14 protein-coding genes are annotated in these 15,657 nt (G+C 71.3%); 6 read left to right on the top strand and 8 right to left on the bottom strand.

Features of this window, described 5'->3' with window-relative positions; genetic code table 11:
• Positions 1-19: 19 nt before the first annotated feature.
• Complete coding sequence (tsf, locus tag AMPC_RS13220; protein WP_248341691.1) at positions 20-679, top strand: translation elongation factor Ts; 660 nt, start codon at positions 20-22, stop codon at positions 677-679.
• A 413-nt stretch (positions 680-1,092) separates the two neighbouring features.
• On the opposite strand, the gene AMPC_RS13225 is transcribed toward tsf, so the two are convergent.
• A complete protein-coding gene (locus AMPC_RS13225; protein ID WP_248341693.1) occupies positions 1,093-1,815 on the bottom strand; it encodes a hypothetical protein in 723 nt (240 codons plus the stop codon).
• A 25-nt stretch (positions 1,816-1,840) separates the two neighbouring features.
• The gene (locus tag AMPC_RS13230) at positions 1,841-5,155 is read right to left on the bottom strand and encodes a TonB-dependent receptor (protein WP_248341694.1); all 3,315 of its coding nucleotides are present in this window, start codon (positions 5,153-5,155) and stop codon (positions 1,841-1,843) included.
• Positions 5,156-5,682: 527 nt separating this feature from the next.
• On the opposite strand from AMPC_RS13230, the gene AMPC_RS13235 reads away from it, so the two are divergent.
• The 4 genes from AMPC_RS13235 (at position 5,683) to AMPC_RS13250 (ending at position 8,219) form a co-directional block, all read left to right on the top strand.
• The gene (locus tag AMPC_RS13235; protein WP_248341696.1) at positions 5,683-6,432 is read left to right on the top strand and encodes an energy transducer TonB; all 750 of its coding nucleotides are present in this window, start codon (positions 5,683-5,685) and stop codon (positions 6,430-6,432) included.
• Between the two features lie 63 nt (positions 6,433-6,495).
• Positions 6,496-7,263 carry a MotA/TolQ/ExbB proton channel family protein gene (locus AMPC_RS13240; RefSeq protein ID WP_248341697.1) on the top strand — a complete coding sequence of 256 codons (768 nt, stop codon included), beginning with the start codon at positions 6,496-6,498 and terminating at the stop codon, positions 7,261-7,263.
• Between the two features lie 57 nt (positions 7,264-7,320).
• Positions 7,321-7,737 (top strand): ExbD/TolR family protein, encoded by a 417-nt coding sequence (locus AMPC_RS13245; protein ID WP_248341699.1) that lies wholly within the window; start codon positions 7,321-7,323, stop codon positions 7,735-7,737.
• A gap of 2 nt (positions 7,738-7,739) precedes the next feature.
• Positions 7,740-8,219, top strand: a complete 480-nt coding sequence (locus tag AMPC_RS13250) for an ExbD/TolR family protein (protein ID WP_248341701.1) — start codon at positions 7,740-7,742, stop codon at positions 8,217-8,219.
• Positions 8,220-8,410: 191 nt separating this feature from the next.
• Here the strand turns inward: AMPC_RS13250 and AMPC_RS13255 are convergent, their stop codons facing one another.
• From AMPC_RS13255 to AMPC_RS13265, 3 genes are all read right to left on the bottom strand, one after another.
• Entirely contained in the window at positions 8,411-9,346 is a 936-nt protein-coding gene (locus AMPC_RS13255) for an RluA family pseudouridine synthase (protein ID WP_248341702.1), read from the bottom strand.
• Positions 9,347-9,351: 5 nt separating this feature from the next.
• The gene (locus AMPC_RS13260; protein ID WP_248341704.1) at positions 9,352-10,377 is read right to left on the bottom strand and encodes a 6-phosphofructokinase; all 1,026 of its coding nucleotides are present in this window, start codon (positions 10,375-10,377) and stop codon (positions 9,352-9,354) included.
• Between the two features lie 72 nt (positions 10,378-10,449).
• Positions 10,450-11,073, bottom strand: coding sequence for a putative metallopeptidase (locus AMPC_RS13265; RefSeq protein ID WP_248341709.1), 624 nt, complete (start codon positions 11,071-11,073; stop codon positions 10,450-10,452).
• Positions 11,074-11,160: 87 nt separating this feature from the next.
• Here AMPC_RS13265 and AMPC_RS13270 point away from each other — a divergent pair, with 87 nt between their 5' ends.
• The gene (locus tag AMPC_RS13270) at positions 11,161-11,469 is read left to right on the top strand and encodes a hypothetical protein (RefSeq protein WP_248341710.1); all 309 of its coding nucleotides are present in this window, start codon (positions 11,161-11,163) and stop codon (positions 11,467-11,469) included.
• A gap of 195 nt (positions 11,470-11,664) precedes the next feature.
• Here the strand turns inward: AMPC_RS13270 and yhbY are convergent, their stop codons facing one another.
• The 3 genes from yhbY to AMPC_RS13285 are packed head-to-tail and all read right to left on the bottom strand — an operon-like array spanning position 11,665 to position 15,632.
• Positions 11,665-12,102, bottom strand: coding sequence for a ribosome assembly RNA-binding protein YhbY (gene yhbY, locus AMPC_RS13275; RefSeq protein ID WP_248341716.1), 438 nt, complete (start codon positions 12,100-12,102; stop codon positions 11,665-11,667).
• A gap of 3 nt (positions 12,103-12,105) precedes the next feature.
• Positions 12,106-13,959, bottom strand: a complete 1,854-nt coding sequence (locus AMPC_RS13280; protein WP_248341722.1) for a DnaJ domain-containing protein — start codon at positions 13,957-13,959, stop codon at positions 12,106-12,108.
• 5 nt (positions 13,960-13,964) lie between these two features.
• Entirely contained in the window at positions 13,965-15,632 is a 1,668-nt protein-coding gene (locus tag AMPC_RS13285; RefSeq protein ID WP_248341724.1) for an acyl-CoA mutase large subunit family protein, read from the bottom strand.
• Positions 15,633-15,657: the final 25 nt, after the last annotated feature.

Genomic DNA, 15,657 nt, shown 5'->3' on the forward strand with positions numbered 1-15,657 from the left:
TTATCAGGAGACGAGACCAGTGGCCGAGATCAGCGCAACCATGGTGAAGGACCTCCGCGAGAAGACCGGCGCGGGGATGATGGACTGCAAGAAGGCGCTCTCCGAGAGCGGCGGCGACTTCGGCAAGGCCGAGGAGTACCTCCGCAAGAAGGGGCTCTCCGCCGCCGCCAAGAAGGCCGGCCGGGCCGCCACCGAGGGCGCCGTCGCCAGCTACATCCACATGGGCGGCAAGATCGGCGTGCTCGTCGAGGTGAACTGCGAGACCGACTTCGTGGCCCGCACCGACGGCTTCCAGGCCCTGGTGAAGGATCTCTCGATGCACATCGCCGCCGCCGCCCCGCAGTTCGTGCGGCGCGAGGAGGTCCCGGCCGAGGTGATCGAGAAGGAGATGGAGATCGCCCGCGCCCAGGCCCGCGAGCAGAAGAAGCCCGAGGCGATCATCGAGAAGATCGCGACCGGCAAGGTCGAGAAGTTCTACAAGGACGTCGTGCTCCTCGAGCAGCCGTTCGTGAAGGACGACAAGAAGACCGTCCAGGACCTCGTCACCGAGACCGTCGCCAAGATCGGCGAGAACGTGCAGGTCCGCCGCTTCGCCCGCTTCGTCCTCGGCGAGGGGCTCGAGAAGAAGACCGAGAACCTGGCCGAGGAGGTCGCCAAGACCGCCGGCCTCGTGAAGTAGCTCCCGCTCCGAGCTCCGGTTCATCCGAGCCCCGTCGCGCGCCTGCGCGGCGGGGCTTTCTCGTTTCCGGGGCCGCGGCTGCGCCCCTCGTCTCACCCCTCCCTTTCCCTCCCCCGCTCCGCGGGAGAGGGGAAGAGGTGGGCCACCGGATCCGCCAGAGCAGCCCGGTGAGGCGCGTCCCGTCGCACCCCCTCCCGTCCCTCCCCCGCTCACGCGGGAGAGGGGAAGAGGGAACCTCGGAGCTCGCCCGCCCGCAGCGCCTCGTTGCACTCCCTCCCCGCTCGGGCGGGGAGGGATGGGGAGGGGCGGCCAGCAGGCGTCTAGCGGCTGGCGGCCCTCGGCCCAGGCGCAAATAAAGAACCCCGGGCCGGCTCGCGCCGACCCGGGGTCGAACTACTCGATGCGTGCGCTGATTACGGCGTGGCGGGGCAGACGTCGGTGGTCATCGCCGGCGTCACGATCGTCACGTTGATAGGCAGCGACTGCGCCTGGTGATCCTTGACCGTGGCCGTGAACGCGTAGGAGGCGCTCGGGGTCATGTCGTTGATCGTGAACGAGTCGGGCTTGCCCGCGGTGTCGAACGTCACCGTCGCGCCTTCCGGATAGACCAGGAGGTAGGAGCCCCCGTCCGGAGTCTGCGGGATGTAGCAGACCGAGGCGTTCGCGGTGATGTCCGTCGCGACGCCGCCCACGGTGCGGGACACGGTGATCCCGGAGGCCGGCGTGCAGGTCGTGCCGAGGAACGAGCCGTCCGCCGCCGTGTAGGTGGTGGAGGTCCCGACGACGGTGGCGCCATCCAGGATCTTGCTCGCCTGGACGTACCACTGGCTCAGCGTGGTGGCGGAGCCGGTGTGCTTCGACTTGTCCTTGCAGGTGATGGAGAAGTCCTGCAGCGTCAGGGCGCCAGTGCCGGCGGCGTTCACCGTGCCGACGATGGTGTTGCCGGCGGCGTCGGTCGCGTTGGCGGCGACCGAGGTGGCCATCTCCGGGTGGGACCCGTCGGTGGCGAGCACCAGCTGCAGGGTCGGCTTCGAGGTGTCGGCCGACTCGTACGGATCGCAGGCGGAGGTCAGCCCGAGCAGGCTGCAGGCACCGACGAGCGCCAGCCGACGGAAGGAACTGGAGTTGCGGAACATGTGAGTGGTCTCCTTTCCGTTTTGGCTAGAAGGTCAGGGCCACGCCGAGGCGGACCTGCAGCGGGACCTGGTACGCCGGCGGGGCGTAGCCGTACGTCGGCGCCGGGGCGTTGGCCGGGCGGCCGTAGTTCTTGTTCGGCGTGACCGGGCGGCCGTCGGTGGTGGTGAGGTACTTGATGTCGGGGCAGTCGGCCTGCACGCCGGCGATCGGATCCTTCGACGAGGCGCCGTTCCGGCTGGAGCACTGGCCGCCGACGATCGGCTGGACGGAGTCGAACGTGTAGTTCTGGTCGACGTTCAGCGTCTCCTGCTTGTTGAGGACGTTGAACACCGACACGGTGAACTTGAGCGTGTACGGCGCCGCGATCACGTAGTCGACGCTGCCGAGCAGGTCGAGCTGCGTGTTGAACGGGGTCCGGCCGCCGGAGCCGCGGGGCAGGATGAAGGCCTCGCCGTTGCCGTAGTCGGGGTGCGCGCCGAGGACGTTGATCGGCGTGCCGCTCTGGGCGCGGAAGGCCGCGCCGGTGGTCACGTTCAGCTTCTTGGTGAGATCCCAGATGTACGCGCCGTACAGCTTGATCTGGTGCGGCTTGTCACCCGGCAGCGGACCGTTCTTGTTCGGGAGCAGCGACGGGAGGTCGTACTCCGACAGGATGTTCGGGTCGAGCTGGGCGTTCTCGGTGCGGAAGAGGCCCGGGTAGTTGCCGCGGAACGAGCTGTAGGTGTAGCTCGCCTGGCCGAGCCAGTGGTTCGAGAAGTTCTTCTTCACCTCGAACGTGATGCCGTCGTACTTGCGCTCGGGAGCGGGCTCCTTCGCGAAGTAGACGCGGCCGGTGACGGCGTCGGTCGAGTAGCCGCCGGACGGGTCGACCTTGGTGCAGTCGTTGGTCGGGCAGGAGGTGACCACCTTGTCGCCCGCCGCGTTCACGAGGAACGGCTTCGACTCGGCCGGGTTGGCGATGAAGAAGTTCACGCCGTCGTTGGTGGACATGTCCTCGATGACGCGGCCGAGGCGACGGCCCTCGTAGGTGACGCCGATCGAGAGGTCGGGGAGGATCTCGTACTCGACGGCGCCGCCGAACATGTCGACGTACTGGGCCTTGAGGTCCGGCGCCACCGGCACCACCGGGGTGGAGTACGGGGCGTAGGTCTGGCCGAACGGGGAGGCGGTGCCGACCATCACCGGGCAGAGGCGCGGCGAGCCGCCCACGTGGCTCAGGTCGCCCTTGGGATCGATGACGCCGGTGCAGTTGCGGTAGTCGCGGACCTGGGTCTCACCGCCGAAGGAGCGGTCGCCCATGTCGAGCGGGAGGGCCTCGTAGAAGCGGCCCCAGTTCGCCGACACCTTGCCGCGGCCCTGGCCGGTGAAGTCCCAGATGGCCTGCACGCGCGGACCGATGCTGTCCGTGATGTTGAAGTTCTTGAAGTCCGAGCCGTTCTTGTACATGTCCTGGGTCTCCCATCGCACGCCGGCGTTGAGGGTCAGGGTGTCCAGGATCGACCAGCTGTCCTGGATGTAGTAGGCGCGGCTGTTGGTGATCGACTGCACGTGGAGGGCGTAGGTGCCGCCCAGCGTGTCGATCGAGGAGCCGTCGTCCGACGCGATGCCGAACTGGCGGTAGTCCTGGAACCGGTAGGTGCCGCTCGCGGTGAGCGCGTTGGTGCGCTCGCGGACGATGGCGCCGCCGGAGTAGGTCTTGGCGTGGTCGTAGCGGGACTGCTCGATGTCCACGCCGGCCTTCCAGGCGTGGTGGCCGAGGAGCTCCATCAGGTAGGTGGCCGACACCTTGCCCGAGTAGCGGTCGAGCTTGAGAGTCTCGATGAAGCCGTAGCCGCCCGTCCAGAAGTTGGTGACGTTGCAGGGCGTGAACCCGGCGGCGCCGGTCTCGCAGCCCGGGATCGCCCCGGTGAACTGCTGCAGGTCGTGCGTGCGCTGCCAGATCACCTGCGACGTGGTGGCCTGGTTGATGACGTCACCGTTGACCGTGTAGCTCTTCGGGTCGCTCTCGGTGGTCTGGTGGTGCCAGCCGCCCTGCGCCTCGATGACGAGGTGCTTGTCGAGGAACTTGCCCGTGTACCGGCCGATGAGGTCGTTCGGGTTCTCCTTGTACGCCGTCATGCCGGCCGACTCGGTGGCGTTGGCGTTGGTGAGATAGTTGCGGTCGGAGGGCGCCCGGTAGAACGAGACCGTGAAGCTGTGGTTCTCGTTGAACAGGTAGGTCAGCTTGCTGGTGAGCTGGTACCCGTTGTTGTCGTCGTTGAAGTACCGGCTGGTGCCCGGGAGCTCCTTCGTGACCGCGAACCCGCTGTTCGGGTCGATCTTGGCGACCGGCTTGTTGTTGCCGTCGAGGGTCGGCGTGCCGTCCGCGTTGAAGGCCTGCTGCGCGGCCTGGTAGTACCGGCGGCTCACCTCGCGGTGCAGCGTGGGGGCGAAGCCGACGTAGAACCAGAGCTTGTCCTTCATGATCGGACCGCCCAACTCGGCGCCGAAGTCGGCGATGTAGCCGCCGTGATTGAAGGTGGTCTCGCGGGCGATCGCCTCACCGTTGCGGCCGACCTGCGTGCCGGACGGCGAGAGGAAGCCGGGGGTGATGTTGCCGAACACCGAGCCGTGGAACTCGTTCGAGCCCGACTTGGTGACGACGTTGATGATGCCGGCGGTGGTGCGGCCGTACTCCGGCATGAAGGAGCCGGACTTGACGTCCACCTCCTCGACGAAGTTCGTGAGGATGTTGGAGCCGAGGACGCCGTAGGCCGGGTCGGTCACGTTCTGACCGTCGAGGATGTAGCTGTTCTCGGGGGAGGTGGCGCCGTTGAAGCTGATGCCGTAGGTGTCGACCTGGGCGCCCGGGGTCACGATCGCGGTGGACTGGAAGTCGCGGCCCACCGGGACGTTGGCGACGAACTCCTTCGAGACGACGGTGCCGGTCTCGGCGCTGCCCACGTTGATGACGGGGGCGATGCCGGTCTTGACGACCTGCTCCTCCATCTGGACCGCCTCAGGGACCACGGCCATGTTGGCCCGGATGGTCTTGTCGAGGCGGATGGAGATGTCGGAGCGCTCCGCGGGCTTGAAGCCCTCGAGCTGGACGGCCAGCTTGTACTGACCCGGCGGGAGCTGGGTGATGCGGTAGCTGCCGCTGCCATCCGTGACGGCGGTCTGCTCACCCTGAAGGTTGGGGCTCGTCGCGATGACCAGGGCGCCCGCCACCGGCTTGCCGGTGGAAGCGTCCGTGATCACGCCGATCACAGAGCCGGTGGTTTGTGCGGAGGCGAGCCCGGCCGCGAACAGCAGCGCGAGCGGCGCACTCCACAGGAGGCGCAGCAACCTCTTCCTCATGACTTCCTCCCTGATGGAGACTCGAAGCAGCAGCCGATTAAGGGGACTGACCCGGCCAACATCCCACGAAAAGATGATGGCAAAGTGTGCGATTTCTACGCAGTTGTCACCAGAGTGTCAACGAAAACTCCCCTTACCGCATGCCTCTCCCGCAAGGGAACCCGAGGGGGTCTGATACCCAGAGCAAACTCGGTGTCAGCCCCCCCCGCAAAAGGGGGCTCAATTCCGGCCCGCTTTCCACTTTGAGCGGAACCGCGCGGTCACACACAGGCTGGGTCTCATATTACCCCTCGCTTTTCGCGCTGGGATGGCGCCGGCGATCGCTTGCGGACCCTGCCAGCATTGACCTGCGGTCAACGACGATCGCCGGTCCGGGTCGCGTGGACCTCGACCCCGCGCCTCGGCCCCCGCGCCGCCGCGACCGGGCGAGTGGCAAGGCAGTTGACACGAAGGGGCCCGGATACTAGGAAGCGAGCTTTAAAAAAAGCCTTCTTGCGCCACCCAAGGCTCATCTCAGAGAGAGTTCCGTGTTCGAAGAAGTCACGAAGCGAGAGGGCGGTAAGAACGCTGCCCGCCGGGGCGCCTACGTCCTCGGCTCCACGGCCTTTCAGGCGTTCCTGATCTTCGCCATCATCACCATCTCGGCGCGCATCGCCGCCAAGGTGGCCGAGGGGCCGCTGGTCCCGGTGAAGATCATGAAGTCGGCGCCGCCCCCGCCGCCGCCCCCGCCTCCCCCGCCGGCGCGCAAGAAGAGCACCCCCAAGCCGAAGACCGATACTCCGAAGCCGCGCCCGAACCCGATGGCGATGGTGCAGCCGAAGGAGATCCAGGAGCTCAAGCCGCCGAACCCGAACGAGCCTCCCGAGGAGGACGACTCCGGCTCGGACGAGGGCGTCGAGGGCGGCGTGATCGGCGGCGTGGTCGGCGGCCAGACGGCCCAGAGCCAGGGCGGCGGCGGCGTCGAGGACGCGCCGCACTACGCGACCAACGGCTACCAGAAGCCGGCCCAGGTCCGGGCCAACTGCGTCCAGAGCTCCGTGCGCATCCCGCGCGACCTCGCCGGGTTCGTCTCCTCCGCGCCGGTGGTGGTGCAGTTCGCCATCCGCCCGGACGGCAGCCCCACCCGCCTCACCATGAAGACCCCGGTGCCGGATCCGCGCATCGAGCAGGCGATCTGGAACGCCATCCAGGGCTGCCAGTGGGTCCCGGGCAAGGACGCCCGCGGCACCCCGGTCAGCATCTGGGTCATCATGCCCTTCCGCTTCACCGGCGGGTAATTCGCGCTCGCCGCTCCCGCGCTCGCCGCTTCCCGCAGCTCGCATCTCACAGGAGACGTTCGGATGTCGCTTCCTCTGCTCTCTTCGATCAACCACCTCGTGCTCGCCGCCGAGGCCGCGCCGCAGATGTCGTTCGACCTCGTGCACATGTGGCACACGATGGGCCCCTTCGCGAAGGGCATCGCCGGCGTGCTCGGCGTCATGAGCATCTACTCGCTCGGCGTGATGGGCGAGCGGCTCGTCACCTACGCCCGGGCCGCCTCCGCCTCGCGCAACTTCGCGGTGCAGCTGCCCGGCATGCTGAAGGACGGCAAGTACGGTGACGCGGTCGCCCTCTCCAAGAAGCTCGGGCGCGGCCACATCTCCAAGGTGCTCGGCCTCGCCATCGAGGAGTACGAGCGCGGCGTGGAGATCAACGCCAAGGGCGGCCAGGCCGGCATGGGCGACTTCGACGTCGTCGCCGCCGTGAACCGCGCCGTGGACCGCTCCAGCCAGCGCACCATCGCCGACCTCCGCCGCGGCCTCGGCGCCCTCGCGACCGTCGGCTCCACCGCCCCGTTCGTCGGGCTGCTCGGCACCGTGGCCGGCATCATCACCGCCTTCCAGGCGATGGCCGCCACCGGCTCCGGCGGTCTCGGCTCGGTCTCGGCCGGCATCGCGGAGGCCCTCGTGACCACCGCGTTCGGCCTCCTCGTCGCCATCCCCGCCGTGATGATGTTCAACTACCTGACCAACCGGGTGGAGGACATGACGGTGGACATCAACGACTCGGCCAACGAGCTCGTCGACTACTTCCTCAAGGAAGGCCACACCGACGCGGCGGCGAAGTAGCCCGCCGGGACGGGCCCGCGCGCCAGCGCTCGCGGGCCCGCCCACAAGGAGCAACAGATGTCGATGGACGTAGGTGGCAAGGGCGTCAAGAGCGAGATCAACGTCACGCCGCTCGTCGACGTCGTGCTCGTGCTGCTCATCATCTTCATGGTGATCACCCCCATGCTCCAGCGGGGCAAGGCGGTGCAGCTCCCGAGCGCGAGGTACGTCTCCGAGCTCAAGAGCGGCGGCGATCCGATCCTGCTCTCCGTCACGAAGGACGGCCGGCTCTGGATCGACAAGAAGGAGTTCACCAAGCAGAACCTGGCCGACGGGCTCACCGCCGAGATGGCCGCCATGCCGGGCGCCCCGATCATCGTCAAGGGTGACCAGGACGCGGACTACAAGACCATCCGCGAGGTGATCCTCGAGGTCTCGAAGACGCGGGTGATGGGCGTCTCGCTCGCCGCGTCCGAGATCAAGGAGAAGAAGTAGCCATGGGAATGGCAGTCGGCACGAAGCGGCCGGTCACCGACATCAACGTCACGCCGCTCATCGACGTGGTGCTGGTGCTCCTCATCATCTTCATGGTGCTCACGCCGCTCGCGGAGAAGCAGATGTTCACGCGCGTGCCGGAGTTCGAGCCGCCGAACCAGGTGGTGCCGCCGGACTCGGTGCCGCCGGACCAGACCGTCCTCACGCTCAAGGCGGACGGCAGGGTGATGCTGAACCGGCAGGAGATGACGCTCGACCAGGCCGCCGTCCTGCTCGCGCCGCTCTACAAGGACCGCATGTCGAAGGTGCTGTTCTTCAACGCCGAGGACGGGGCCAAGTACGGCCTCGCCGTGAAGGCGCTCGACGCCGCCCACGCGGCCGGCGTGAACACCATCGGCATGATGACCGACGCCCCGTCGTTCGGGCTCCCGGCCGCCGCCGCGCCCGCCGAGGGCGCGCCCGCGCCGGCGCCGGCCCAGTAACGGCGAGCGGGATCGCGAAGCGCTCGAGAGGGCCGGGGAGACCCGGCCCTCTCTCTTTTTCCGCTGGCCGCCACTCCTCGACCCTCCCCGCCCGGCGGGGAGGGAGAGCAGCGGGTCTGCCTCTCCCCGTGTCGGCGGGGGAGGTCAGCGGAGATCCTGCGGTTCCCCTCTCCCGCCTCAGCGGGGGAGGGCTAGGGAGGGGGCAGCCGCTCCAGCATCGCCTCGAAGTCGCGCGGGAGCGGGCTCTCCACCACCTGCCGCACCCCGTCCTCCGGGCGCGCGAACCCGACGCGCGCGGCGTGGAGGTAGTGACGGCTGGTGAGCGGCATCTCCGCCGCGACCCCGCCGTAGAGCCCGTCGCCGAGCACCGGGTGGCCGAGGAAGGCGAGGTGGGCGCGGATCTGGTGCATCACGCCGGTGACGATGCGGACGGCGAGGAGCGTGTGGGCCGCGAAGGCCCGCTCCACCTCGTAGTGCGTCTCGGCCTCGCGCGGCCGCCCCTGGCCCGCGCGCTGCGCCGACGGCGCCAGCGGGTCGGGCACCGCCACCACCCGCCCCCCGCGCTGCGCCAGCGGCACCGAGCAGACGCCGCCCGAGGGCACGCGCCCCACCACGAGCGCCCGGTAGACCTTCTCGATGGAGCGGGCGTGGAACTGCTCGCGCAGGGCCTCCCACGCCTCCGGGTCGCGGGCGAAGAGCACGCAGCCCGAGGTCTCGAGGTCGAGCCGCTGCACCGCCCCGCCCTCGCGCGGATCCGGCGAGGCGGCGGCGCACTCGGGGTAGCGCGCCACCACGGCGTTGGCGAGCGTGCCGCCCTCCTCGGCCGCGAGCGGGTGGGTCGGGACGCCGGGCGGCTTGTCCACCACGAGCCAGCGCGGCCCCTCGGCGAGCACGGCGAGCGGCAGCTCCGGCTCGGGCGCGGGCGGCCCCGCCGGCTCCTCCACCTCGAGCTCGACGAGGGCGCCCGGCGAGGCGGGATCGCTGGCGCGGGCGCGCCGGCCCCGGACCCGGACCTCGCCCGCGGCGAAGGCGGCCTTCACGGCGGCGCGCCCCAGGCCGAGCGCGTCGGCGAGGGCGCGGTCGAGCCGGCCCTGGGCGGTGAGGGGAAGCCTGAGCTCCTTGCGCATGCCGGCTACCCGAAGAAGACCGCGGCGACGTCGTAGAGCGCCGGGTCCACGAGGTGGAGGTCGCGGGTCGCCTCCTCGAGCGACACGCCGACGATGGCGTCGCCCCGGAGGGCCGCCATCTGACCGAAGCGCCGGTCGCGGACGAGGTCGGCGGCGAACACGCCGTAGCGCGTCCCGAGCACGCGGTCGCGCGCCGTCGGCGAGCCGCCCCGCTGGATGTGGCCGAGCACGGTGGTGCGGGTCTCGATGCCGGTGCGCTTCTCGATCTCGGCGGCGAGGACGTTGGCGATCCCGCCCAGCCGGACGTGGCCGAACTGGTCGAGCTCCCGGTCCTGCACCTCGTCCTTGCCCCGCTGGATCTGCGCCCCCTCGGCGACCACCACGATCGAGAAGCGCCGGCCCCGCGCCTGGCGGGCGAGCACGTGCGCGGCCACCTCGTCGAGGTCGATGGGCCGCTCGGGGATGAGGATCACGTCGGCGCCGCCGGCCATCCCGCTGTGCAGCGCGATGTGGCCGGCGTGGCGGCCCATCACCTCGCAGACGATGACGCGGCTGTGGGCCTCGGCGGTGGTGTGCAGCCGGTCGATGGCCTCGGTGGCGATGGTCACCGCGGTGTCGAAGCCGAAGGTGTAGTCGGTGCCGGAGAGGTCGTTGTCGATGGTCTTGGGGCAGCCGACCACCTTCACGCCCATGTCGAAGAACTTCTTGGCCACCCCGAGCGTGTCCTCGCCGCCGATGGCCACCACCGCCTGGAGGTGGTTCCGCTCCAGCGTCTCGAGGACGCGCTCCGGGCCGCCCTCCGACTTGAACGGGTTGGTGCGCGAGGTGCCGAGGATGGTGCCTCCGAGGTGGAGGATGCCGGAGACGGCGTCGCGGGTGAGCCGGAAGTGATCGTTGGCGAGGAGGCCCCGCCAGCCGTCGCGCACCCCCGTGAACTCGAGGCCGTGCTGCTCGCCGCGGCGGACCACCGCCCGGATCACCGCGTTGAGGCCGGGGCAGTCTCCGCCGCCGGTCAGGATCGCCACCTTCATCGCACCGCCTCCAGGGCCCGGAGCCCGGGCTGGTGATAGCGCCCGCGCGAGCCGGCGGGCAACCCGATTCGCCTACTCGGCGCGCCGCCGCCGCGGCCGGCCGGGCGACGCGCGCATGGGCATGAGCCCGAGGAAGAGCTGCTTCTCGGTGTAGACGCGGCGCCCCTGGTACTCGCCCTCGCGGTAGGCGCCGGCGGGGCGCTCGAGCCACATGCGCGCGCGCACCGTGCCGGAGTGGGCGAACGGCGCGAGGAGCTCGGCGTCGGCGCGCGAGAGGTAGCGATCGCGCAGGGCGCGCACGCGGCGGTTGTAGGTGGCGCGCGGCATCTGCGAGTGGCGCCGCGCCCGGTGGAGCGTGCCGTCGAAGCGCGTGCTCACGTGGTAGAGCTCGTGGAGGATGGTGGCGATCCGCTCCTCCGGCGTGGAGGAGAGGAACCAGAGCGGCCGGAGCGTGATCACGTAGAGGATCTTGCGGCCGCGCACCTGCACGAGCGGCTTGCGGTGGCCGGCGCCGCTGCGGCGGCCGCGGGTCTCCTTGAAGTGCGCCGGGCGGATGGTGGCGCGCGACGCGCGGCGCGCCTCGCCGGCCACCACCAGGATCCGGGTCGACCGGATGTGGGCCAGCTCCGGCAGCTTCGCGGCGGCGTCGCGGATGAGCCGCTTCACCGCCAGCGTCATGTTGACCGTCACCGGCACGTGCCGTCAGCGATAGCGGACGGCCGGGCGAGGGGCAAGCGGCCCGTTCGGCTCGACACCTCCGGATGGGGCCGGTAGGATGAAACGATGTTCGCCCTCGTCGTCGGCCTGTTCAGCTCCGCGGCCTGCCTCACCCTCGCGGTGCAGTCCGGACGGGCCCGGCGGAGCAGCGAGGCGCGGGGCCGGGAGCTCGAGGCGCGGCTCGCCGACCTGGCCGGGCGCATCGAGATGGCCGAGCAGAACACGGCCGACGCGGTGGTGCAGTCCGAGGTGACCGCCAGCGTGCTGCTCGAGAAGGGGCTCGCCGACGAGGAGGACCTCGAGGCGGCCCGCCGGCGCTTTCAGCCGAACGAGGCAGTCCAGCCGGTCCACGGGACGGGCAACAGCCTGCACTGAGCCGCGGGCCGCCCCTCCCCCGCCCTCCCCACCGCGGTGGGGAGGGGGTGCCCCAAGGCTCGTCTACCCTGCCGCTGCCCTCCTCCCCCGCCAAGCGGGGGCCGCACCACGCCTCCCACTCCGCGCGCTCCGGCGCTCCCCTCTCCCGCGAAGCGGGGGAGGGTCAGGGAGGGGGTGAGCGGGATCCGCCGCGACTTACCGCCGCGGCTTGCGGGCGGCCTTCGGCTTCGCGCGCGGCGCCGGCTTGCGCGCCGGGCGGGCCTTGGAGGTCGCGGCAGGGCGGGCCTTCGCCGCCGCGGGCCGCGCCGGGCCGGCCTCGAACTTCGGCTTCTCGGGGTGCTTCTTGTAGACGAGCAGCGTGCGCCCGAGGATCTGCGCCAGCTGCGCCTCCGCCTCGCGGGCCAGCGCCTCGGCGGCCTCGAAGCGGTCCTCCGGGCTCTCGGTCCCGACCTTCACCTTCACGAGCTCGTGGTCGTAGAGCGCCTGGTTGAGCTGGCGCACCACCGCGTCGGTCACGCCCTCCTTGCCCACCTGCACGATCGGGTGGAGGTGGTGGCCGGCGGCGCGGAGCTGGCGGCGCAGCGGACCGGTGGGCATGAGCGACTTCTTCTTCGGGCTGGTCGGAGCGGGCACGCGTCACTTCCTCAGGTACTTGAGCTCGCGCTGCAGGTCGGTCTGGTCGGGATCCTGGGCGAGGCCGCGCTTGTAGCACCGTTCGGCGGCCACCGCATCCCCGGTGAGCTTCGCCATCTGGCCCATGAACAGGTACCCCGGCATGCACATCGGGGCCTTCTTGAGGGCCGCCTCCATCACCGCCGTGGAGACCTCCCGCTGCCGCCGCTTGTCGGGGGCGAGCAGGAACTCCACCCAGGCCTTCCAGACCTGGAACTCGGGCTCCTTGGCGTTGAGCGCGATCGCCTCGTCGAGCTTGGCGGAGGCCTCCTCGTACTTGCGGTTGCGCACGAGGACGGTCGCGGTCTGGAAGAGGTTCTCGGCCTGGAGGATGGCCATCACGTCCACCTCCGCGGCCCCGGCCTTCTGACGCTCCACGTAGGCGGCGCGCTTCGCCTCGTCCCCGAGCACGCCCCAGGCCTCGCCCACCCGCGCGAAGACGTCGGCGCGGAGCTGCCGCGCCTCCGCCGGCTCGCCGGGGGCCGCGGCGTCGGGGTGGTAGCGCTTCGCGAGCTTGAAGTAGGCGACCTTGATCTGCGCCGTCGGCGCGTCGGGCTTCACCCCGAGCGCCTCGAAGTGGTCCGCCTTGGCGAGCCGGGCCAGCACCGCCTGGAGCTCGGGGACCGACTCGGCCCGGCGCGGTGGGGAGGCGGGGGCGGAGGCGCGAGGAGGGGGCGGGGTGGCGGCGGGCTTCGCGGGCCCCGGCGCCGGGGAAGAGGCCGGGGTGACCGGCCCGGGCGTGGAGCCGGGCCGCAGGGCTGGGCTGGCCGCCCCTCCCTTGCCCTCCCCGCCCGGCGGGGAGGGGGACCTCTCGGGCGCGGCGGGCGGAGGCCGCGCCGCGTCGGCGGACGGCGCGGGCGCGGCGGGCGGAGGTCGCGCGGCGACGGCGGAAGACGCGGGCGAGGCGGGCGGCGGGCGCGAGGCCGCGGAGGCGGGCGCCGGCGCCGTGGCGCTCGCGACGGGGGGGCGCGCCGCGCCGAACGTGAGCAGCTCGGTCTCGGCGAGCAGCAGCGCCACCCGGATGACCAGCTCGGCGTCCGCCGGGTGGGCCGCGGCCAGCTCGGCGGGGCTCAGGCGGCCGTCGAAGAGCCCGGCGATCCGGGCCTCCTGGGCCGTGAGCGCCAGCGACTGCAGCTCCACCCGCCCGCCGCTCCGGCCGGCGGCGCGGTCGATCCGGGGGCCGAGGAGCCGGCGCGCCGCGGCGGGGTCGATGCGGCGCGCGGCCGAGCAGAGCACGGCCCAGCGCGGGCCGAGCTGGAAGGACGACGGCGGCGGGGCGACGCCCGGCTCGAAGCGGGCCGCGCCCTGCTCGAGGCCGACGGCGCGGGCCACCACCGAGATCCCGTGCTCCTGCAGGAGCGGGAAGCTCGCGGCCGGGTCGAGCCAGCGGGCCGCCGCGAGCGCGCCCACGAGGTCGGCGTGGACGCCGGCCGGGCCGGAGCGGGCCGCCTCGACCGCCTCGCGGCGCACCACGCCGCGGCGGACCAGGAAGGCGCCGAGGTCGTCGGCCGGGTCGGTGGAGACGGCGTGCTCCACGTTGCCGCGCCGGAAGACGAGCGCGACCTGCGCCCGCCCCACGGCGAGCCGCAGCCGCCCGCTCGCCTGGGCGGCGGCCGCGAGGTAGCAGAGGTGGAGGGCGCTCGCCTCGGCGAGCGACCCCTCCCACGGGAGCGCGGCGGCGAGGGCCGCCGCCGGGCTCACCGCGGCCCCGAAGGAGGGCGCCGCGCCGGCCGCGCTCCCCGCCGGGTCCGGCGCCTCCGTCGAGCGCTCGAGGACGGGAGGCGGGCCGGGCGGCGGGGGCGGTGGCTTCGACGACACGCCCGCTAAAGTACCACCGTCTCCCGGTATTCGCCGAAGACGTCGCGGAGCGCGTCGCTCACCTCGCCGAGGGTGGCCTCGGCCTTCACGGCGGCGAGGACGAGCGGCATGAGGTTCTCGGTGCCGCGGGCGGCCTGGCGCAGCGCGTCCACCGCCCGGGTGGCGGCCGCGTTGTCGCGCTCCGCCCGGAGCGCCTTCACGCGCCGCACCTGCTGCTCCTCGAGCGCCGGGTCCACCTTCATGACCGGGACCGGCGGGTCCTCGCTCTTGAAGGCGTTCACGCCGACCACCACCTGCTCCTTCTTCTCCACCTGCCGCTGCCAGGCGTAGGCCGCCTCCTGGATCTCCCGCTGCACGTAGCCCTTGCTGATGGCCTGCACCATGCCGCCGAGGTCGTCGATCTTGCGCAGGTACTCCTCGGCGCGCCCCTCGATCTCGTCGGTGAGCGCCTCGATGGCCCAGCTGCCGCCGAGCGGGTCGATGACGTCGGCCACCCCCGACTCGTTGGCCACGATCTGCTGGGTGCGCAGCGCCACCCGGACCGCGTCCTCGGTGGGCAGGCCGAGCGCCTCGTCGCGCGAGTTGGTGTGGAGCGACTGGGTGCCGCCGAGCACCGCCGCGAGCGCCTGGATGGTGACGCGCGCGACGTTGTTCTCGGGCTGCTGCGCGGTCAGCATCGAGCCGGCCGTCTGGGTGTGGAACCGGAGCATCATCGAGCGCGGGTCCTTGGCCTTGAACCGCTCCTTCATGATCTTCGCCCAGAGCCTCCGGGCGGCGCGGAACTTGGCCACCTCCTCGAGCAGGTTGTTGTGGGCGTTGAAGAAGAAGGAGAGCCGGCCCGCGAAGACGTCCACGTCGAGCCCGGCCTTCACCGCCGCCTCCACGTAGGCGATGCCGTCGCCCAGCGTGAACGCCACCTCCTGCACCGCCGTCGAGCCGGCCTCGCGGATGTGGTAGCCGGAGATGGAGATGGGGTTCCACTTCGGCATCACCTTCGCGGTGTACGCGAAGATGTCGGTGATGAGGCGCAGCGACGGCTCGGGCGGGTAGATGTAGGTCCCGCGCGCCGCGTACTCCTTGAGGATGTCGTTCTGGATGGTGCCCTGCAGCTGATCGGGCGCCACGCCCTGCTTCTCGCCGATGGCCTGGTAGAGCGCGAGCAGGATGCCGCCCGTCGCGTTGATGGTCATCGACGTGGAGACGGTGCCGAGCGGGATGCCGTCGAGCAGCGTCGCCATGTCGCGGATCGAGTCGATGGCCACGCCCACCTTGCCCACCTCGCCGCGGGCGCGCGGGTGGTCTGAGTCGCGCCCCATCTGCGTGGGGAGGTCGAAGGCCACCGAGAGGCCGGTCTGGCCGGACTGGAGCAGGTAGCGGTAGCGCTTGTTCGACTCCTCGGCGGTGCCGAAGCCGGCGTACTGGCGCATGGTCCAGAAGCGGCCGCGGTACATGGTGGGCTGCACGCCGCGGGTGAAGGGGTACTCGCCCGGCAGCCCGAGCCGCTCGTGCAGCCCCGGCTTCACGTCGCCGCAGCCGTACACCGGCCGGAGCGGGATGCCGCTCGTGGTGGCGAAGGAGGCGCGCCGCTCGGGGCTCTTCTTCACGGCCTTGCCGAAGGTGGTCTCGAGCCAGCGCTGCTGGTCGGCCCGGTTCTGCTCGCGGTGATCGGACATTCGCTCCCTCTCGGTGGTGTTCGTT

The sequence above is a fragment of the Anaeromyxobacter paludicola genome, assembly GCF_023169965.1.
Classification (GTDB): domain Bacteria; phylum Myxococcota; class Myxococcia; order Myxococcales; family Anaeromyxobacteraceae; genus Anaeromyxobacter_B; species Anaeromyxobacter_B paludicola.